The 22,893-nt window shown below is 53.9% G+C and carries 9 protein-coding genes; 5 read left to right on the plus strand and 4 right to left on the minus strand.

The genetic code is table 11. The annotated features are described in order from the left end of the window. Window positions 1-36: 36 nt before the first annotated feature. Genes H8L32_RS06635 through H8L32_RS27670 form a run of 4 tightly spaced genes read left to right on the plus strand, consistent with a single transcriptional unit; the run spans window position 37 to window position 10,703 of the window. A complete protein-coding gene (locus tag H8L32_RS06635) occupies window positions 37-7,152 on the plus strand; it encodes a beta-ketoacyl synthase N-terminal-like domain-containing protein (RefSeq protein WP_186946401.1) in 7,116 nt (2,371 codons plus the stop codon). Next, complete coding sequence (locus H8L32_RS06640; RefSeq protein WP_186946402.1) at window positions 7,145-8,305, plus strand: Gfo/Idh/MocA family oxidoreductase; 1,161 nt, start codon at window positions 7,145-7,147, stop codon at window positions 8,303-8,305. The genes H8L32_RS06635 and H8L32_RS06640 overlap by 8 nt, the downstream gene beginning before the upstream one ends. After that, entirely contained in the window at window positions 8,302-10,008 is a 1,707-nt protein-coding gene (locus tag H8L32_RS06645) for a thioesterase domain-containing protein (protein WP_230412093.1), read from the plus strand. The genes H8L32_RS06640 and H8L32_RS06645 overlap by 4 nt, the downstream gene beginning before the upstream one ends. A gap of 11 nt (window positions 10,009-10,019) precedes the next feature. Further along, window positions 10,020-10,703, plus strand: a complete 684-nt coding sequence (locus tag H8L32_RS27670; RefSeq protein ID WP_230412094.1) for a 4'-phosphopantetheinyl transferase family protein — start codon at window positions 10,020-10,022, stop codon at window positions 10,701-10,703. Between the two features lie 56 nt (window positions 10,704-10,759). On the opposite strand, the gene H8L32_RS06650 is transcribed toward H8L32_RS27670, so the two are convergent. The 4 genes from H8L32_RS06650 to H8L32_RS06665 all read right to left on the minus strand — a co-directional run bounded on the left by H8L32_RS06650 (window position 10,760) and on the right by H8L32_RS06665 (window position 20,632). Further along, window positions 10,760-12,148 carry a cytochrome c/ABC transporter substrate-binding protein gene (locus H8L32_RS06650; protein WP_186946403.1) on the minus strand — a complete coding sequence of 463 codons (1,389 nt, stop codon included), beginning with the start codon at window positions 12,146-12,148 and terminating at the stop codon, window positions 10,760-10,762. Next, window positions 12,145-13,104, minus strand: coding sequence for an SCO family protein (locus H8L32_RS06655; protein ID WP_222619247.1), 960 nt, complete (start codon window positions 13,102-13,104; stop codon window positions 12,145-12,147). The genes H8L32_RS06650 and H8L32_RS06655 overlap by 4 nt, the downstream gene beginning before the upstream one ends. Before the next feature lie 137 nt (window positions 13,105-13,241). Next, complete coding sequence (locus H8L32_RS06660) at window positions 13,242-15,203, minus strand: YncE family protein (protein ID WP_186946405.1); 1,962 nt, start codon at window positions 15,201-15,203, stop codon at window positions 13,242-13,244. Continuing rightward, on the minus strand, window positions 15,203-20,632 hold the full coding sequence (locus H8L32_RS06665; RefSeq protein WP_186946406.1) for a cupredoxin domain-containing protein: 5,430 nt from the start codon (window positions 20,630-20,632) through the stop codon (window positions 15,203-15,205). The genes H8L32_RS06660 and H8L32_RS06665 overlap by 1 nt, the downstream gene beginning before the upstream one ends. A gap of 566 nt (window positions 20,633-21,198) precedes the next feature. On the opposite strand from H8L32_RS06665, the gene H8L32_RS06670 reads away from it, so the two are divergent. Further along, window positions 21,199-22,662, plus strand: a complete 1,464-nt coding sequence (locus H8L32_RS06670; protein WP_222619249.1) for a serine hydrolase domain-containing protein — start codon at window positions 21,199-21,201, stop codon at window positions 22,660-22,662. Window positions 22,663-22,893 lie beyond the last annotated feature (231 nt).

The raw sequence follows: 22,893 nt of genomic DNA on the forward strand, positions 1-22,893 counted from the left end.
CCCCACTACCAACAGACAATGAACTCAAGGAATATGATGAATACAAGCAATCACAACAAACCGGCGTCCGTACCAGACTATGGCGACACCATGCCTGTCGCCATCATCGGCGCTGGTTGCCGCATGCCACGTGCTGACGATATCTTCGAATATTGGCGCAGACTGGCAGATGGCGAGGAATTAATCGATTTTTTTGATGCAGAACAATTGACTGCAGCCGGCGTTGACCCTGCCCTGTTGCAGCGCCCGGGTTATGTACCCGCTGCTGCGGTGGTGGCAAATGCCGACCGCTTTGACTGGGGTTTCTTTGGCTATTCGCGTCATGAAGCAGAATCCATTGATCCGCAGCAAAGGCTGTTTCTGATGTGTGCCTGGGAAGCGCTGGAAATGGCCGGGCATACACCTGCCGAACTGGCAGCCAGAGGAGATGAATTGAAGATAGGCGTGATCGGCGCCTGCAAGATGAGTAGCTATCCCGCAGCTACTTTCGACAAAATGGAAGAAATCGCCTCACCATCCACCTTCGCCCGCCTGATCGGCAATGACAAGGATTATCTTGCCACACGCGTGTCCTACAAGCTGGGTTTGACCGGCCCCAGCATGACGGTGCAGACAGCCTGCTCCAGTTCCCTGGTGGCGATACATCTGGCTTGTGAACAGATCGCCAGCGGTGAATGCGATATGGTATTGGCGGGCGGTGCCGGTATCGGCTTTCCGCAAGAATCCGGTTATGTACACCGCGAAGGCATGATTTTTTCCCACGATGGCCATTGTCGCCCCTTTGATGCAGATGCCGGTGGCACCACGATAGGCAATGGTGTTGCGGTGGTGTTGTTGAAATCGCTGGAGCGTGCTCTGGCCGATGGCGACCCGGTGCTGGCGATCGTACGTGGTTCTGCCGTCAATAATGATGGTGCCGGCAAGGCTGGTTTCACCGCACCATCGCCAGAAGGCCAGGCACGCGTCATCAGTGAGGCCCTGGTCATGGCCGAGATAGATCCAGCCAGCATAGGCCTGGTCGAAGCGCACGGCACGGCAACTCCTCTGGGCGACCCTATCGAGGTGGAAGCCCTGACCCGAGCCTGGCGCCGGCACACCGGGGCAAGCCAGTATTGCGCCCTGGGTTCAGTCAAATCCAATCTGGGTCATCTGGATACGGCAGCAGGTGTAGCCAGTTTTGTCAAGGCGGCCATGGCACTGCACTTTGGCCAGGTGCCGCCCAGCCTGCATTATGAACAGGCCAATCCTGCCATTGATTTTGAAAACAGCCCTTTCTTTGTTCCGCAAATGCTATTGCCATGGCCCCTCAACGAAGGCCCACGCCGCGCAGCAGTCAGTGCTTTTGCCATAGGCGGTACCAATTGTCATGCAATACTGGAACAGGCTCCACTACGTGCTGCACTGACACCGGCGAATGGAACACCGGTATTGTTGTTGCTCAGTGCCCGCAGTGAAGCAGCTTTGAAGACGCTGGCGCAGCGTCATGCATGGCGTCTGTGTGAATGGACTGCCGATCAGTCACTGGCAGATTATTGCGCCACCGGCGTCCATCATCGCAGTGTGTATCCTTATCGTCTGGCTTTGCTGGCCGATGGTGCAGATGACCTCATCAGCCTGCTGTATGCCTTTATTGATGGCGATGGAGCCAAAACGAAAAAGCTGCAAAGCAATCAGATCCAGGCCTGGGTAGCCAATGCGCTGACACCTGGAGTTGACAACCAGGTCTTGTCTGATTTTGTCGCAGTACAGGCAATTGCCGAACGGCCTGCATGGGATCAGCATCCTGTTTCTGCCATTCGCCCGGTTGCACGCGCCCTGTTACCGACTTGTCCTTTTGAAGGGGAGCGTTGCTGGTACACAAAACCGGGGGCTGCATCAGTGGCCAACTCAGTTACCACCTCAGTCAACACCCCGGTCGCCACCAGCGATGATGGACATCCGGCATGGCATGCCATGCGTAATGCTGGCCATCATAGCGCTGCGATGCTGGCTGCCGACCTGGATTTGTCGGCCCTGCCTCGCGAAAATGAAGGGGTTGATGCGCTGCATGCCGCCTATGTTGGCCAGGCATTTGCCACACTGCGTGTGTTTGAAAGCAATGACAACGATAAATGGATGGATGTGGATGCTTGCCTGCAGGCAGCCGGAGCGCCAGCGCGTTACCGGCAATTGTTTACACGCCTGCTGCGTGACCATGCCGATGCTGGTTTGCTGCAAAAACGTGGCGAAGGAGAACAAACAAGTTTTCGTCACTTGCGTACAGACATACGACCTGACCCCGGCCCGTGGCTGGTGTTGATGCGTGAACTGGGTTATCAGCAACTGGCTGATCTGGTCGAACGCACAGGCCCACGTCTGGCCGATATGCTGGCCGAAAAAGTGGATGCGGTCAGCATTGTTTTTCCCGGTGCGGCTACTGATGATGTCGAACATATGTACCAGGACCAACCGTATTCGGTGTACCTGAACCGCATTGCTGCGGCGACAGTCGCCGGCCTGGCGAAAGCACATGACCGCCCATTGCGGATACTGGAAGTGGGTGGAGGAACTGGTGGAACGACCCGCGACATCCTTGCGCAATTACCTGCCGGTGCCTGCGAGCTTTACACTTTCACCGATCTGGGTATCTTGTTCCTGCAAAAGGCACGCAAGAAATTTGCGGCCTACCCTTTCATGCAATATCAAAGTTTTGACATGAATGGGGCAGCTATTGCCCAGGGGCTGGCGGCTGGTGGATATGACCTGATTGTCGCCGCCAATGTTTTGCACAATGCTCCTGATTTACGCATCATGCTGGCTAATCTGGCCACGGCACTGGCACCAGACGGCGTGCTGATGATGCGTGAAATAACGACACCGAAAAAATTGTTCGACTTTGTCTTTGGCCCTCTGGTACCAGCCTTAAGCGACAGCGATCAGCGTGACGGCGAATTGTTCGCCAGCCGCCTGCGCTGGCAGCAGGCACTGACAGATGCCGGTTTTGCCCAGGTCGACGCCATGCCCGGAGAAGGCTTGCCTGCCCACGCACTGGGTGAACAGATTTTGGTGGCCCGCTGGCCTGGTACAGGTACACATGCGGTCGCGACAAGCATTGCAGATAATTCGCTCATCCCGATTAGTCCAGCTAGTACAGTGATAACTGCGGATACGGCACATGTGCTAGAGATACAGCAGCCAACTGTCGGTAATATCATCACAGCCATACTCGCCTGGCTGTCAAAGTTAACACCTTCAACACCCGCCACACGCTGCCAGCTGGAGCAACTGCGCTGGCACCTTGATATCAGCAATGCACCTGCCCCTTTGCAATTAACACTGACTTGCAGCGGTGACAGTCTGCGGGCCGTAGTTAAGGATGAACGCGGCATTTCGCAAACTTTGCTGACTGCGACAGTGTCACACCCCCGGGGATTGCGCAGGCATGACAAACAAGGTGTTGAGGCCATACATTTTGATCCTTCCGGCCACAGCCTGCTTGATCGGGTCATCAAGGCTTTAAGTGATGATACATCCCTGTTTACTGGCATAGGCAGCCTGTACTGGCCTGTTTCTTCAGAAACCCTGCAAAGCCTGCGTTTATACATTACTGAACATGGGGCTGTGGTGACTGACGCCACGGGTCAGGTACAACTTGATCTGCGTGGTTTGACTATATTGCGCCACCCTGCCTGTCTGCCATCCTTGTGGAACAACGAAGGTGACGCCGAACTGTTTGACTGGCAGTGGCAACCAGTATCTGTGACCAGTCAGTTGCTGCCATTACCTCGGCGTGTGCTGTATATCAGTGATGAAAATCAGTCAGAGTTCAGGCAGGTATTAAATAAATCGGGTGTTGAGTGCAGCCTGCTCTCTATGGACAAACTTGCACAGGATAAAGACGCACTGTTAACGCATCTGGGTACAGATGTGTCAGGTCTGGATACACCATTTGATGCAGTCGTATATAAAGCACCACCCGTCAATGATCTCGACGATGCCGTCTCTTTATTTGAAACCGCAGGCGTGACGCCGTTGGTGAATTTGATGTCTGCACTGGCAGTACTGCCCGGCGTGCCAGCTTTATTCGTCATCAGCCCACATGCCTATGCAGTGACAGACACGGATCAATGTACCGCCTGGCCAGCCGCAGGCATTAGTGGATTATTGGCAGTTGCAAGACAGGAAATGCCTGGTCTGCATTGCGTGCAACTCGATACTGGCGACGCCAGCGTACAAGAACAGGTACAGACGCTGTTGCAGTTATGCCGGGATGGACAGTCAAGCCAGGCACCGGTACTGACTTTGCGGGAGGGAGGCTTGTATCGTCAACAATTGACGCCATCACGCTTGCCAGCAGCAGCTACCCTGCCACAGGGACGCCATGTCCTGATCGGAGGTTTGTGTGAACTAGGGCTGGAACTCGCAAAGTGGCTGGTTGCCAGCGGCGCACGTGATCTGCTCTGGCTGACACGTCGTCTGCCGGACGCCAAAGAAAAACAGGCTCTGGATATCTTGCGTGTTCAGGGTATCACGGTAGAGATTGATGCCCATGCGGATGTCACAGATGTAAAAGCATTTACGGTTGCACTGCAAAGACTGAAGGATGGTCCATCACTGGGCATTGTGTTTCATCTCGCAGGTGTCGTGAATGATGCGCCTCTGAGCGCCATACGACCGCAAGACTGGGAAGTCAGTCTGTCGACCAAATTGCGCGCGGCTTTGCGTCTGCACACACTGGAAGCGCAGTTGCAGCCAGCGCTGACAGTGTATTTTTCTTCCGCTGCCAGTGCATTTGGTCCGGTCGGACAGGGAAGCCATGCGCTGGCCAATGCCATGCTGGAGGGTTTGGCCACATATCGCAGCCGTGCCGGTTATGACACACTGGCGCTAGCCTGGGGTTTTTGGCGAGAGATAGAAAGCGAGACACGTCAGGGTTTGGCTGCTTATCTGGCCGAACGTGGCATGCTGGGGATGTCCAGCGCACAGGGATGGGCATTGCTCGCAGCAGCCATGGGCGGCAATGCTTCGGTTTACCTGCCCTGCCATGTTGACTGGAAACGCTTTTCAGCGCAGGCAACGCCTGCACAGCAAGCACGTTTTGGCGCTTGCTGGAAAGATGTTGTACCGCTCGCCGCAAGTATGCAAAAGCAGGCTGTGGCTGACAATTCCGGCATGACCCTGCCCCAGCAATTACGTCTGCATATTGCCGGCTTGCTTGGTTGCCCTGTCGATCAGGTGAATGAAGACAGCAAGCTGGTGCAGATGGGTCTGGATTCATTACTGATGCTGGATCTGGCAGAGCAGTTAAAACAAAAATATGGTGTGACCTTGTCTGCCGAGATGCTGTTCAGGGCTGACACGCCAAAAACACTGGCAGCCGCGCTGCAATTGCAGATGGATGGGCTGGCAGATCCGGTAACAGCCTTGTTGCAGGCAGAAGCGGCATCCGCCTTGCCGGCAGCACACCGTTATTTGCGCAGTCGTTTGGGCAGTTTGCTGCAATGTGCTGAAGCAGACGTGAATGCAGACACCAAACTGGTAGAGCTGGGCCTGGATTCCTTGCTGTTCCTGGAGTTGAGCGAAACCATACAGCAGGAACTGGGATTCAAACTGTCTGCTGAAGTTGCATTTCAAGGTGGTAGCCTGGCGGCACTGGCAACGGTATTGGTGCAAGCACTTCATCCACAACTGGCCGCCGAAACAAAAACACCTTCCATATCAGGTTTGCGCCAGGCACTGCTGGAACTGGAACAGCGCGAAGGTGGCTGGCTGGCCGGTAATGGCGATGTGTTGCCACGTTCAGACAATAAATTGCAAGCGCTGACAGGCTTGCGCAAGCTGCGCTGGCAGTTGCGCAGCAATGATTTGCCGCAGCAGTTGTATGTGGAATTTGATAAACCAGGCCATTTTGATCTGGATATTTTTGAACGTGCATGGCAATTGCTGCTGGAACGACATGCTGCGCTACGCAGCACAATTGACGCACAGGCAGATTTACATATCATGGATAAGGCAAGCCACTATCCAATCCAGTCGATTGATCTGCGTGGTCTGTCGATCCAGCAAAGGAATGATGCGCTGGCTGCTCTGCGGGAAGAAATGACGCTGGCAAAAACTGATCTTCAGCAGTGGCCGCATTTCGATTGGCGCGCCAGCAGGATTTATCTGGAAAATCAGGATATCTTGCGCATACATCTGCGTATTGACACAACATTGACGGATATAGAGAGTTTTCGCATTATGTTGCGCGAATTGCATTTGTGGGTGCTTGATCCGCAACGCCGTTTACCTGCCTTGCAATTTGGTGCGCATGACTATTACGCGTGTGAACAGGCCTTGACTACGACCTCTGTTTATAAAAAACAGTCAGAGACATATGGCAAGCAACTGGCGCAATTACCGCCGCCCCCGCCTTTGACAGCATCAGCCAAAAACGAAATATCCGGAATATCTGGTGGTCACACGGCGGTATGGCGCGATGCCCTGCCACGCACAAACTGGCTGGCATTGAAAGCGACCGCCACACAAGCAGGTTTGACCGGCACCGCTGTCATGCTGGCGGCGTATGCCACAGCTATTGCAGCATGCTCGGAACGAGCTGACTTCAGCCTGCGACTTGATTACCCGGACCGCAAGCCCTTGCACGCACAGATAGGTAACGTCATGCTGGATGCCAGTGACTGTGCCGTAATTGGTTGCCGTATTGATGCTGGCAGCTTTATGGCATTGGCCCAGGCGTGTGGCGAGGCTATCCGGCAAAGACTGGCTGCCGATCTGCTGGATGGTGCTGGCGTGCTGGCGGCGTATTGTTCTGCTGGTGTAGCAGGTACAAAACGTGTAGATGGTCCGCCATTGCCGCCTGTCGCCATGACCAGTCTTTTGGGTGTACGCACCACCTATGCAATTCCAGAAACCTCCGATCCCTTGCTGGGGATGCCAGCCTATGAGATTGCGACACAGCCAGGCACTGCGCTACATTTCCAGGTACTGGAGGAAGAAAGTGCACTGCTGTATAACATTGATCTGCGTACAGATTTGTTAGCCAGGGAACTGGGCGATACGCTGATGCGTTATTTGGCCACTACCCTGCAGGTTTTGGCTAGCTCCCAGGCAGCCTGGAATACCGCGCCCAAAAACTTGCTGCAACCAGTCAAAGAGGCGGTACATGGCTGATATTCTGAATGTGGTTGTCTGTGGTACCCGTTTTGGTGAACATTATCTGGCGGCACTTAACTGCGCTGAACATCTGTGGTCTGCCCGGCCTGCGCATTTGCCACGCTATCGCCTGGCAGGCATCGTGGCACGTGGCAGTGCCCGTTCGCTGGCACTGGCTGAAAAACTGGCAGTACCCTTGTACACCGATGTCGCCCATCTGCCGGACGATATTGATATTGCCTGTGTCGTTGTGCGCAGTGCGATTGTTGGTGGGGACGGTTCGGCGCTGGCGCGCAGTCTGCTGACAAAAGGTATTCATGTGCTGCAGGAGCATCCGGTGCATCCGACCGACATCTTGCGCCTGCGTGCCTTGGCGGCACAACATGGAAAATGCTATCACGTCAATACTTTTTATCCGCATCTGCCTGCCGGTCAGCGTTTCATTGATTATGCAAGACAGAGTGCCAGGCAACGGCCACCAGCTTTCGTAGAAATAACGACGAGTTTGCAACTGCTGTATTCCAGCCTGGACATTGTTTGCCGCGCGCTGGGTAAGGCTACCCCTTTTGCATGCTCGCAACCCCTGGCCCTGCATGCTGAGCTTGCTGAATGGCTTGCTGACTATACATCGCCCTGGCCCTTCCGTGCTGTACAGGGCTTGATAGGTGGCGTGCCATTTTCATTGAATCTGCAAACCTGGTTGGATCCGGACGACCCCGATCACCATAGCCTGGTAATGCACCGTATTGCTATCGGTGGCCCTGAAGGCAATGTCTTGCTGGCCAATAGTTATGGACCTGTCGTCTGGAGTCATCCCATCTATGCGCCAGACTATGAGCGCGATGACGCCCAGTCATCTTATCTGCTGGCACCAGATCACTTCGCGGAAAGCCGTTTCAACCGGCAACCGACAGCTACGATATTTGGCAAGCAGCATGGGCCCAGTCTGACTGAAGCAGCAACACATGATTTTTCGCTGGCAATTCATGCCGCGCTTGACGAATTGATGCAGGAAGACGCGCCGGTTCACCAAGAGCATTGGTGGCAAGCGCATGGCGATGCCTGGCTGGGCATCATGCGTGCTGTCGGTCCAGCGCAACTGACTAGCCGGCCACCGCCAGCGCCCCCTTATCCCGACCCGCTTGCCTATGCAAAGGAGTGCCAGACATGAATCAAGCTGCAATGTCACCTCAAGTTTCATCGTCCGCTACACTGGATCGTAACCGTCAGGCTTACGCAGGCTTGGCCGAGGTGCTGGAAAATGCCGGTTTGGCAGAACATGCGCTGTACCTGAACTGGGGTTACGCTCCACAAACTGGTTTGCCTGATTGGGCATCAAACGTACTCCCGCCGGGAGAAACCGGCATGGCCCAGGCTCGCCTGATACTGGAAGTGCTGGGAGACACACCGCTGACGGGAAAACGTGTGCTGGATGTGGGTTGTGGTCGTGGTGGTGCGCTGGCCTTGCTTGCACGCTTATATCCTGACAGCAATCTGGCAGGTGCAGACCTGAGTGCTGCCAATATTGCGTATTGCCGCAAGCGCCACCAGCATGCCCGTTTGCGCTTCCAGGTTGCCGATGCCTGTCGCCTGCCCTACCCGGACCAGAGTGTGGATGTGTTGTTGAATCTGGAGTCATCCGGTGCCTATCCGGATTTGCCGGCATTTTTTGCGCATGCTTATCGTGTATTGAAACCTGGCGGGCGCTTTTGCTATGCAGACGTAGTGGCAGCCGATGCGCTGGACGCTGTACGCCAGGCGCTGCAACAAACAGGTTTCGTACTGGAGCGTCAACGCTCTGTTAGCAGGCAAGTGTGTGCTGCCAGAACAGCCAGCCCTGCAGGTCTGTGGACTCGCCTGGACAATGCCCTGAATGCACTCAACAAACCAGGTTTGCGTGCAGAACTGGAACGCTATCTGGCCCAGCCTGAATCCGGATTGTTCCATGCATTGCAGGATGGGCGTGCTGACTACCATATCTTTCATTTGCGGCGTGACTACACCAACGCAGGCAAGGTCAGTAAGGACATTGCCGCGCAACTGTTGGAACGTTCTGCCAGGCTTGATCAACTGGAAAATCCGGCAACGCTTGCCGCGTCGGCGTCGGCATGGTTTCCATTTTCCACCCCTGATGCCAGCCGTGGGTGTAATGTGTTTGCCTTGCCCTATGCTGGTGGTGGTGCATCGGTATATCGTCAATGGCAATTACCGCCGCGTGATGCGGGACCAGCCTGGCGCGTATGTCCATTGCAACTGCCCGGGCGTGAAAGCCGCCTCACAGAAGCTGCCATCAATGACATGGAGGTCATGGTGGACCAGATTGTCGCAGCGATTGCACCTTACACTCATCTGCCCTGGGCCTTGATGGGATGCAGCCTGGGTTGCAAGATCGCGTATGAAGTGGCGCGCCGTTTTGAACTTATGGGGCGCAAGCCGGCATTGCTGTTTCTTATGGCCTGCCCTGCCCCCAGTCTGCCATTGAAACGTCGCGTATCGACTTATAACGACCATGATTTCGCCGGTGAGGTAAGGCATCTGGGCGGTACGCCACCAGAGATCATGGCCGATGCTGAAATGATGCGTACCATCATGCCGATATTGCGTAACGATAGTGCACTGGCGGAAGGCTATACCGCGCTTGCAGATAGCAAGATTAATGTCCCCATGCTGATGGTGGCCGCCAGCGATGATCATCTGGTCACGGTGGAAGAAGCACGCCGCTGGGGACGCCATGCCGGTGCCGGTTTTGACTGGCGCATGGTGGACGGAGGACATTTTTTCCTGCGCCAGCGCCGGCAGGAATTGCTGGGCTGGCTACACGATGCACTCAGGGCCAGTGAACACAAAATGGGAGAAGTATTATTGTGTCAATAGCAGTTTGGCCAATGGAAAAAGTCGCCGGCTCCCTGGCTTTGGATAAAAACGAGATCATGGTGATATTGGCGAAACGCGACATGGCCAGTATCATTCCCCTGCACTTGCTGAATGACAGGGAAATGGCCAGATACCAGGCCTTCGTTTTTGTAGCTGACCGCCAGCGTTATCTGGTTGCCCATGGCTTGAAACGGCAAGTGCTGGCGCAGTTGACAGGCAAGTCTCCCGCAGCATTGCAGTTTCATGCGGGGCCGGCAGGTAAGCCCTATTTGGCCGACGTTAACCTGCATTTTAATTTATCACATAGTGGTGACTGGATTGCACTTGCTTTCTGTGTAAGACATCCGCTTGGTATTGACGTTGAACAGCCAAGAAACATCTGTTATGACAGCCTGTGGAAGCAGATTGCACATCCACAAGATCAGATATCCTTACAGGAATACACTGAAGAGAAAACTGAGGAACAAGGTTTCCTGGCGACGTGGAGCATGAAGGAAGCAGTAGCAAAATGCACGGGTCTGGGCTTGTCCATGGATTTTCCTTCCCTGCGCCTTACCCCTGATGGGAGCGGCAAGCATGTCTGTGTTAACCGGGATGGTGCCTGGTACATCAGGCATTTCATTCATGAAGATATGCACATGGCTGTTGCCAGTAGCGATGCAGACTTGCGGCTTCGGCTTGTGCAACTGACTTGATGGTGCAATCGGTTCTTTGTCTTGTGCTTCTGCACTTCTGCACTTCATTACCTGAATCACTGCCAGGTGCGCAATACCCTGAATACACCGTGATAAACGTCAACAGCAAGCAATTGTCCGGCATGGCTGCCATGATGCAGATCAGGACGAAAGCTGATTTTTCCAAAATCTGGAACCGGAAAATCCCTGAGGTTTTCCAGTTGTTGCAAGAGATCGGCACGCCCCAACTGGCGACCACAGCGCTTGAGCGCTTCAACCAGTACCAGGCCGGACGCATAGGCAGCATCGCCGTAGGCGGTAGCCAGGTCAAATGAGCTGCTTCTTGTACGCCATGGCAACAGCAGGCGTAACCGCCCTGCCTGCGCAGGTGTCAGACGCAAGCTTGCTGGGCCTAAATGTATGGCGCTGGCATATATCAGGCCGTTGCCACCGGCTTCAAGCAAGTCAGGTAAATGGGTAGCACTACCAAGAAAAATCACCACTTCACCCTGTATGGATTTCCTGGCTGGCCTGGCTGGCCAGACCTGCTCGCGCAGGGATTGGTGGAGCAAACCAGCCTGTTCCCGCAATTCCGCCAGCAATAACTGTAAAGCAGGATCATGGCCGGCGTCATAGTCGGCGCCATATATCAACTTAATTTGTTGTGCTGCTTTTCCACCAGGATAATCCAGTGCGACCTGAGTAAGTAAAGCCCTGGCTTGCTCGCGCATGGAAGCCAGCAGATGAAAACTACCTGGCGAAACGGTATCGGAAAAATTGACCGTACCAGGCAGAGGCAAAGGGCCGATGACTGGTGTGCCACTGCCTGCATTTGTGGTGTAGCGTGCGTTATTGGTATTGTTTGACAGATCAGTCTTGTGGGTAGCCTGAAGGTTGGCAACTTCGACCAACACTTCGCCTGGCGGCGGATTGATGAGCAACTGTAGCTGGCGCCCATACACGACCTGATCAAATGCCGTGTTCAAACCTGCCTGTATGGCAGTACCGTAGGCAGTGGGCGGCAACATGACACCAATGCGCAGCACCGATTCACTCACACCAGGCGTGTCCTTACCGATCACATTCAGATAGGCAAGCAAATCATCGAGGCTTGCTGCATCAAACTGGTAACGTGGCATGAGCGGATGCAGGACTTGTCCATTACTGCCCACTCCCTCAAGCATGGCGCGTAGTATAGGCAACCGGTCTGACCTGCCAGCTATGGCTGGCGCGCGCAAGCCTCCTTCTTCACGGCCTTCACCAAGACTGCCGTGGCAGCGTATGCATGCTGCTTGCCCATTCCAGCCGTTTCGATACAAGGCTTGCCCGCGTTGCCAGGCTTGATCATCGGCGGCTGTGGCAAGGTCTGCACACAGTAACCATGAGAGCCATGATAGCCACAATACACTTTTGAAAAAGGCAACCCAGGGTTTTGTCGCTATTGTGTTCGCTATCTTGCTGGTCATCGTGCTGGCAGCAGCTTCCCTACCGCTACGGCAATGTCTTCCGGTCTGGCGGTTGCATGCAACTTCTTCCAGTCGCCAGTCTGCATATTACCTGCCAATAAAACGGCGCTATGGGCGTCTTTGTCAACGCCACTACCACCCAGTTTCTGCGCAACTGTGGCAATATTTTCCGCACTGCCAGTCAGGAACAGCCAGCCCGGACGCACCTGGAACTTGCTGGCAAATTCTTTCAGCACTTTTGGTGTGTCGGTTTCAGGATCGACGGTAATGCTGACCATTTGAACGCGAGAATCCAGCAAGGGCTGCACTTTGGCCAGATTGGCGGTCATGGGGGAACAAATGCCTGGACAAGAGGTAAAGATGAAATTGATCAGCACCACTTTGTCTTTCATGACGTCATCAAAAAAATGCACGGTTTTTCCATCTTGCGTTTGCAGAGGCACATTGGGAAAATATCGCCCATTAGCTGTCTGCAAAGCAGGGTCAGGTCCGGCCACTTGTTCAACGGTGTTCAAGATGAGTTTTGCATCAGGCAGGCTGGCCAATTGCTGCCAGGCGTTCTTTTTCTCATTGATGACCAGGACCAGGCCGCTATGATTGCTTTTGTCGCCCACGCCGGCATTCAGGGACCGTAATAACTTGTCGATCACTGTTTTGTTCCCCGTCAAAAACTGCCAGCCAGGGCCTACTTCAAACTGTTGCGCAAAAGCTTTCAGGCGCGCAGGTTGATCGGTGTTGGGGTCAATGCTGACTGAAATGAAAACCACGTCGCGTCCGACCCGGGTCCCCAGGTCACGCTGAACCTGGCGCAGGGTCGCCGTTTGTGTGGGGCAAATCATGGTGCAGGATGTAAAGATGAAATTGACCACGGCAGTCTTGCCCTGCACAAGATCACGATAGAAGGATAAATTCTTGCCATCCTGATTGATCAGTTGGGCGTCAGGTATGGGACGCATTGCTGCCTGCGCAGATGATGATGCAAACGACAGCAACAGCCAAAGGCTGTAACATGCTATGAATCTCAATGCTTGGTTTATCATGCCTGGGAGGTCTTTCATCATTTGCTTCATATTCATCCCGATTTTGGAGAAAACTATTTCACAGTCAACACCAGTTGCGCTGTCTGATTCCAGCTCATGCCCAGCGATGTTGCCTGAAAATAGACGTAATAATGCCCACTCCCGGGCGGCGTAAACGTAATGCCATAGTCACCGTTTTTTTGTTCATGCGCATCCAGTTGAAGTTGCTGGTTGTTTGTCGTGTTAAAAAGTAAGACTTGTAAATCAGAGACTCCAGACATGATTTGTCCACTGACAGCATCGCGGATAGCGAATTGCAGATTCTGGTTAATTCCCTTGATCAGAGCAGGCGCAGTGCCAGTCAGTGTCACAGCGTAGCTGGCCGACAATGGTTTGGCCGGATCAGCTTGCACAGTAACTGGAAAACAGTGCAGCATCTTGGGAGAGTCGAGGTAAAACACCAGTTGGTAATTGCCAGCCTTTGGCAAGCGGGCGCTGGCCTGATACTGGCCGGGCTGCCGCTCTTGCAAGCTATGGTCCAGCACCAGCACGGCGCGTGGTTCGTGACCGTAGTTGCGAAAGCTGCCAGCAGGTGCACTCATGCCTTCCTGGTAGTAATAGATGGTGCGGTCAGCGGGATTTGCCAGCAAGGCGGCTGCGCCGTTGGGTACTATTACCGTAGTGTCTGCCAGGCTGCGGGTGTTGCTGCCCTTGTGGAACGCTTTTTGTCCATTGCTGACGGATGCCAGTGCCAGTGCTTGCCCGGTTTGTATGGCATGCGCTATCGCATCAAGTGGCACCAGTTGCACGATTTCACTATGACGCCGCCGTATGTAAGCCAACCGGTCAGAAAATGTGACCTGATCCGGCCCATGCGTGATGTCAGCACCTCGTACGATCTGGTTGGTGGCTGCATCCAGCAAATCAAGCTGGTTTTTTTGTGGGTTGAGAATAAAACCATAGCGCCCGTCGGGGGCGAAACGGATAGTGGAGATACCTGGCAAGGTCTTGATGCTTGCGGCCTGTTTTCCTGCGGCATCAAAGGCAATAATCTGACCATCACCTTCGTGGGCAACATATAGTAATTGTGCTTTGGATGACCATGCCATGGCCACGGGATGAATGCCGCCAGCAAGGTCAGCGGTTTTCCTGAGATTGCTCGCGTCAATCAGGCTGACGCTGTTGTTAGCGGCGTTGCTGACAAATGCACTTTTGCCGTCATCACTGAAGGCGATAGTGTGGCGCCCCTGCCCGGTTTTGATAGTCGCCAGCAGTTGACCATTTGATGCGGCCAGCACTGTGACGCCTTCGTCGGTTAATACCCATATTTGTTGCGCTCCGGGGCGCAAGACAATCTGTCCCGGATGACCAGGAACGGACACATTAGTTCTGACTTGCCAGATGCGAGTATCCACCAGTGCCACTTCATCTACTTGCGGCTGACTGACCCACAAGTTTTGCTCCGGTGTCAGCAACCAATCCTGCGCTACCCCATGCAGTATCACCATGGTCAACAGTTTTGAACCACCAAAACCGGTTTGTGGATTGATGACGGAAATGGAGTTATCTTCATTCATTGCCAGCACATAATAAGCATTCAGGCTTAGTGCTGGCGCATGCAGCAAATCACCACCAATGAAGGTGGCGACCTTGCGACGGCAAGCCTGTTCGCTATTTTCGTCCACCTTGGTTTGCCCGTCGACCCAGGCTATTGGTCGTGCATTGCGGATGGGGTTGGAACTTGCCGCATCACGCAGGTTCAAGGTGAAGCGTGCTTCTTCACCTTCTTGCATTGATTGCGAAACTTCGAGTTGCAGAGCCACGCCATCTTTGATGATTTGCCCAGACGGGGTAGCCGCCCTGGCGATAGCCTGCCTGGGCGCTGCTGTCTCTGCTACGGGGGCTGAGGCTGAGGTTGAAGCTGCCTTAACCTCTACTCCAGCAATCAAAAAAACCACTCCAAACACGAACCCCGACAGCCGCTGCAAGCAGCGCAAGCCGACATTGGAAACGGTCTTTTGATTTGCATATACCATTAACGCGTCCTTCGTCTGCTCAGTTGTTCAGGCACTATCCGCTTTGCTGGCGCGGATGTGTTTGGTACTGCTGGTTCTACAAATGCATTTTGCATGAGCCCTGCGGTTTTAACCAAGTCAACTGGCTGATGTTGTGCGAGCCCACCAAAGTTTGAACGCACCTCCAGGATCTGAGGCATCTGTGCAGTAGCACTGTATTGCCAGCGTCCGCTTTGATCAACTTTGACTGTTGCGATCTCTTTGCCGTCGGTCACGATAGTTACAAATTCAGCGAATGACCATTGCACATTGCCAGGGCGGGCAGTAACACGGCCTGCCAGTTCCAGCTTGTCACCATTGGCCAGGACCTCATCTATAACGACGGTATCCGAAAAATCGACAGGCTCGCGTTGCGCAATACGGTTAACCCGCAGTACGCCCCAGCCACCCGTCGAATACTGTGCATTGGGCCAACTACGGTATAAATAGTCGCCTGGCACAGCGAAGTTGCCACCGGCTTTGTCAACGACGACATCGAAGTGTGATGATGTCCCATATCCCGAAGTGGTGCCAGTCGCTGGTGACGCCGGGTTGCTGCCTATCTTGCTTGACTGGTTGATATAAGGGACGAATTGCCATTGATGCCCGGTCAGCTCGAAGACATTGAGCGCATCTGCATTACCCGGCGGGCCAAGCAGGCGGAAGCGTACCGGCGTACCCGCATTGGCGCTGAAAACCGGCGTTTGCGGGTCTCTGCCTATGAGTGTATTTGATACTTCGGCAGTGGTATTGGTGCTTGGCAGCACACCATTGATATTGGTGCCGATATTGTTCAGATCAGCGGCCTTCAGGTTGCTCCAGTCAGGTATGGACAAATTGTTTTGCTTGAACCCTGGATTAAGCAGTGCACCAAACCTGTAGAAGAAAGGTTCGGTACGATAGTTGACTGCCATCAATGGCATACCCGCGCCATATAGTGAATTACCCCCTAACTGCATGGCGATGTCGGTTTGCATGAACACCGCAAAATCACGGAAAGGCTTGCCATTGGCTGGCACCACAGTGGCAGAAACATGGGTACCTGTGTCGTCTTGCCATTGCGAACCCAGCGGCTCTATGATCATGCCGCCAAACAAGCCGTGGTAAGCCTGCATCAGCATATCGGCAGGCGTCAGGTTCAGGGCACCAAATTCTATTGGGGTGGCCCTGGTGACTCCGTTTTCATTTTTCAGGTTACCGGCATACCAGGTATAGGTAACGGAAGGCGGTGTGCCAGTACAAGGTGCCGGGTTGCAGGCCGCCACAGTCTGCACTGGGTTATTACCTACATTCATGCCATCACTGTGACTGATATCCATCGCCAGCAATTGCGGATGCAAACCAGCCTGGCTGGATGGCAGCAGTTTGATGTTGGCATAGGCATCGGTAAAACCATTGGTGGGGCGCGCTGCTGACTCACCCGTGGTAAACACTGACGCCTTGGCATGGACACGATTGCTCAATTGCAGCTGGATCACGTCGCCAGCGGCAGCCCGCAAGGTCAGTGGCTCTGGCTTGAGGCCAGCTTTCAGTGTGCCATTCGGGTTCAGATCCTGGTCTTGCACGTAGATGATGGCATTCGGGTCGCTCAGGCTTTGTGTGGAAAATTGTGCGTTCCCAAGATTAGCCCCACGGCTGTTGTACAGCAGTGTGCCATTTGGGCCCAGCAATTGTTGTATTGTGGTTGCAGATACCTTGAACTGACGCAGGCAGGGCTGACGCAAACTGCAATCCGTGCTGAGCCTTGGCATGGTGGTCGGCACGGGTTGGATGTTTTGGTTGCCGGGCAAGGGAGCCAGCCAGGACACTTGCTGGTTATAGCTGCGCATCAGGTTCCATGCGCCGCTAAGCAAGCCATCATACGCACTGCCGGGGTTGACCAGATAATCCAGGTTCTGGGCTTTGCCAGTTTGCGGGACAGTAAACAATGCTTCGAAATGCTCAGATAAGCCCATAGTCTGGCTGCCACGGTAACCCGAGTCAGGGTTAAAGGGTTCGAACAGCCATTTATTGCCATTGACAGTAAGGTTATGGTTGCCGACCAGAGCACCATCGATCAGGCGCAATTGCACAGGGTCATTCTCATAGACATGCAAGAGCGGTGTGTAAGGATCGGTTTTTCCCATTTGTGCGCTGATGGCCTGTACAGGGAAGATAAAACAAGGATTGTCAGCACTCCTGACGCATTTGGGATTGATGGCTGACCCACCCGCAGGCTGCACATTCAACTGTACATCATTGCGTGGAATGGAGCTGAATGCCATAGCCGAATCGGTAGCAGGACCAGTGGGACTAGTAGCTCCAGCAGGTGAAGCAACCCGCAATGCCAATGACTCATTGCGGTAATTGAGTACCGACACACCGACACCAAAACCGGCAATGATGCTGGGCGTAGTGGTGGGTGGTACAGGTGGGTTCACTGGATTGCTGATGGCCACCGGCAGGCAACCATTGCAGTTGATACCGTTAAGCGGATCGGCCCAGCCTGTATAAGTGCCTTTCGCGTTTGGTTTGCAACCGCTATATTTGGGCTCTTGCCCAGGATAACAATCGAAACTGGTGCGGCTACCTGGCAGATAGGCAAATTGTGAGTCGGCAACGGCGAGAGCAAATTCACGGTATGCCTTGCCCTGGCGTGGCAATATGTTGGCGGCATAACTGGTAGGGCCACCATCATTGCGTGTGCCCATCCTGGTTTTGCCATCAGCCGTGGTCCAGCTTGAACCTGTCGGCTCTACCACCAGCCCGGCATACAGCCCCACCATCTGGTGTGTCGATGGACCAAAATGATCATGGGTAAATACTGTCAGCAGGGTACGGTCTGCTTGCTGTTTGTCCAGTACAGGATCAACCCACCAGCGTTGCACCGTAGCCTGCGCGCCCAGCCATTGCATGCTGCCTGGTGTTGGGCCATTGCCAAATGCAGGTATGGTTTTAGGGCTCAATTTTACTTGCTTGCCATTCACTGCTATGCCACCTGCCCGGTTGATGCCGTCAATACGACTACGCACTTCATCCGGGCTGAAGGTGCCATCTTCATAATTGAAGCCATTGGCTGCGCCATCAGAAGCAAGTACGTCAAATTTAACCAGATGGATATGCTGACCTATGATATCGGTAGGTGTGCGCACCTCAAAATCATCAAGCTCGTAATAACTGGGTACCAGATTGGCATGCCAGTACTCAACCAGGTCGTTGCTGTTGGCGCGGAAGAACAATGGTTCTGGTGGCTTTTCACCGCTGAGTATGGGTGTGACATCCTGCCACAGTGCAAGGATGCGTTGTTGCGGGAAATGCCAGCCCTTTTTATTGAGTACCACGTCAGTCTGCATCGCCGCACCCTTGTAGATGCGTAACGGTGGCGTGTCCACTGCGCCTCTGGCGGGGTTGGCAAAGGGGGCGCCAGGCGCACGCTTCAAGCCATTCATGGCAAATTGTGCGGGGCTGCCATCGGGTAATCTGGTGGCAACTGACTTTTGTTCATGCATGCTCATCGCCGCCTGTTCTGTCGCGGTGCCCTGCTCTGGCAATTCTATGGCCTTGATGCTACTCATTTCCTTGGTGAAGTCAGTCGGCGTGTACTTATCGACAGAAATCGTGCCACCGGCAATCAAGTGACGTGGCAAGCCGCCATTCAGGGCCACACCATTTTCCACCGCAAAATCATTCGGCGGGTGTGGCGCCCGGTGCCCGGCGATGCCCGGTACAAAAAATGGATAGCCAGGGTTGCCTGCACCAGTAACCCTGACTTGGCCCTTGTCGATATGCACTGCCGCTGGCAATGGTGCCATGGCGCGAGTTGGCAAGGGCACTACACCAGGGATAGGTGTACCAGCCACAATCTCGCCATCAGGCAGCGCCCGTGAACCTGGTCTTGGCTTGCCATCACTACCAAGGGGCGTACCTAACTCAAGCACATCATGCACGCGGAACAAGGCCCACATGCCACTGGCAAAATGAGGATAGAAATGGCAATGGAAGATAGAGTCACCTGGCGTCAGATTGCGGTTGCCACTACCCTCGTACACCAGATCCATGGTGTAGGATGAACCTGGGCCTATGGTCTGGCTGTCGAGATAACTGCTGGTGTCGCTATCAGATGTATACAGCCACTGATGCGCATGATGATGATGCACGTGGAAGATACCCTGCCCCGCATGCAAGACACGGAACCGGGCACGGTCGCCCTGGTAAGTATGATACACATTGGATGGATCATCCGGGTACAAAGCCACGCTGGCTTTTGGCGGCGTGCAAGGTTTGGGGGAACATATCAGGTTGGCTGGATTATCGACCACCATGGCAGGGTCACCACCGGCCCAGGAACTGAGGAAAAACTCTTCAAACTTGCATTCAGGGCAATCAGCAGTTGGTCCGACCTTGAGCCGGTTAGCGAGAATTTCGGCAGAAATACCTGCCGATCCATAATTGATGGAAAACGCATCACTGGCACCATTCAAGACTCCGTTCAACGGATCATTGACGTTATTCATTTGCGGAAATGCCTGCACCAGCGTGAACGACTCATGATACATCACTGTCACTTCACGGTACGGTGATTCTGGATTCGGGTAAGAAGGATTGCGTGTGCCACTAACGGTGAAGGGGCCGTGGTTGGGTCCGGTGATGATGGCCGTCAGATCGCTATGGACAATATTATTTCTTGCATCCAGCATTTTCAACACGGGCTTACTGCTGCCAGACACGAGCGCATCATAATTAATCACCGGGTAAGCCGTTGTTCCTGCAATCGATGCCTGTTGCATTTCAGCCTGTGTGACCTGGCTGCGATACCATTCTGACCCGCGCGGCTGCACATTGACTGAACCGAACAAACCATATGTCAGTTGTTCCTGCCCGGCCATGCTGTACAGCAAGAAACTACCTTCCTCTTCCGCAAACAGGCGATAGCTGATTGCTTTGCCTGGCGCGATGATGCCGCTATTATTGCCGCCAGGAGATACAGGATTATTGCCAACAAAGCTGCCATCATCGGCGATGGATTGCACCAACTCCATGCCAGCCACATGAACTGACGCATTTCGCGTAAGCGGCTGGTCGGGGTTGGCATTGGGTAGCCTGAGCCAGTTCTGGAAATTAACCACCAGACAGTCGCCCACATTTGCCCGCAAGACCATGGGGCGCGGGCGTTTGCCGGGCCGCAATTGCGCATTGCCCGGCCCTGCTGAACCGCCATTGATGGCAACTACATCGCCTCTCAACGCATACACCATGCCCGCTGGTTGCGACGTCCCGAGACGGTTAATCATCATGGCCTGGTCAATGGCGACCACATCGGCAGTAATTGTGCGTTCGCAACGCCCGCTGCTCAAGTTACTCACTGGTGCAGCCTGAGCCTGGGTGCCAAGCATCAATGCCAGGGTGCAGCCAATCAAAGGGAAGATTTTCATACCTGTTCCATATCAAGAAAAAGTGATGTCTCAAGCCCGGCTCGGGCAGGTCAAGGCTGCTGGCGATTTATTTGATGGCGTTGCGCGCTAATTAATAACTTATAAGTAAGTTGGCTACATAAGTTGGCTACATAAGTTGGCTACATAAGTTGGCTACATAAGTTGGCTACATAAGTTGGCTACATAAGTTGGCTACATAAGTTGACTACATAAGTTGACTACATAAGCTGGCTACAAAGTTGGCTAAATAACTATACTCCAGATCACCAAGATTTGCCAATAAAAGAAGAATTTTTGATAATTTTTAAGTTAATAGCATTTGTGAATGCGACATTTATGGCATTCGTCAGACAAGGCGTAACCAGCTTTTATCGTGACTCCGGCAACACCATGCTTCAGATGAAACAGATATCCGTCAGATCCTGCAAGGGAAGCAGGTGGAACTTCGTCACTCTTTTGATGACAAACACAGGCTCCGAATTGTCATCGGACGGCATTCACTCGCTTGTGGCTACCGATCACACTTGCCGTACACCAGGATATCTCACCAAGTCAGGATGAAAATCATGCGTCAACAATTTTTGGGTGCAGTTGTTTTTGCCATCATATCGATGACGGTACATGCGCAGACACCGAATCCTGTTATCAGCCAGGCAGATCAGGTAGATGCCTACCTGCGCGATAAAATGACGAAGACACGCATGCCCGGAATGCAGCTTGCGGTAGTGAAGGATGGACAAATCGTTCTCTCGCGTCACTATGGAACTGCAAGTGTCGAATTTGGCGTACCCGTTGAAGACGACACCGTTTTTGCAATCAATTCAATTACCAAGGCCTTCACCGGGGTAGCCGCGATGCGTCTGGTTGAAGAGGGAAAGCTGGATATTGGCAAACCAGTCGGCAGTTATCTGGCCGATCTTCCGGAAACATGGCGGGGCGTGACAATACGTCAGCTACTTAGCCATATGTCTGGCCTGCCCGATGTCATGGGTGCACCAACGGTTGAAACAGACGCGAAGGCGGCATGGACCTGGGTACAGACACGCCCTGTCCGCTTTGCGCCGGGAGAGCGCTTCGATTATTGCCAGACCAATTACACGCTGGTTCAGCAAGTCATCAACCAGATCGAAGGGCGTCCACTGGATGCACCGCTGGCAACTGCGCAAATCAGTGTCGCCAACATGAAACACACAGCGTATGGCGACACTTACGATGTCATCCCCAGGCGGGCACCGACTTATCGCTGGACATCACCCAGCCAGTCTCAATCGTGGACCGAAGCTGCAACTGTTTTGCGTGCAACCTCGGAACGCTTCCTGCCATTCCGGCGAGCTTCTTCCGGACTGAACAGCACCGCCAGCGACATGGCGCACTGGATCATTTCTCTTCAGAGTGGAAAAATCCTGAGCAAGGAAAGTCTTGCCAGTTTATGGACGCCTGCGACTTTCAATAATGGCGACAAAGGGCAATGGAGCACGGGCTGGCAGATACAGCAACGTGGAACGCATCGCGCTGTAGGCATGACAGGAGGCGGACGTGCCGCCTTTGCCATTTATCCCGATGACGGCGTTGCCGTCGTTATCCTCACCAATCTTACCGGCACCTTTCCAGAAGATTTTATCGACAAGGTCGCGGCTATCTATGCACCTGATTTGCCGTTATCCGGCATTGCAGCGCTGCGCATCGCCCTGGATCAGCGTGGCTACCATCATGCCAGCATGGTCGCTGCCGAACTGGATGCTAAAGACCCGGGCACCAGGTGGCCAGAACTGGAAATGAATGACTGGGGATATCGCCTGATGGCCACCAATCGGCGCACCGAGGCACTGGCCATTTTTCAACTCAATGCCACAAAGCATCCCGACAGCAGCAATGCCGAAGACAGCCTGGCGCACGCGTATCTGGTCAATGACAATAATGCGGCCGCAATCACCCATTACCGCCGGGCACTGGTGCTTGATCCAGGCAACACGTCTGCGCAAAGAAATCTGGCAAAGCTTTTGCAAGGACCAAATGCACCGCATTCGTGATCTACACAAGCTGACAATATCTTGTACTGCCTGATCCGGGTGCGGACTAGGGCGTGTTGACCTATCTTTTAGGCAAAGCATTTCACCTAGGCGGCCCCCACCATACCGCGGGCTGGCAAGGCGTGTGGTGCAGTCAGGGCTGGTGCCCCTGACAAGACGCGCAACGCTGTCCAGCACGCGCTATGGCGGAAACCCGGAGGGAATGGGTCCGAAACCTCGCCTGGCGTTGTT

Source organism: Undibacterium hunanense, assembly GCF_014284335.1.
GTDB classification, from domain to species: domain Bacteria; phylum Pseudomonadota; class Gammaproteobacteria; order Burkholderiales; family Burkholderiaceae_D; genus Undibacterium; species Undibacterium hunanense.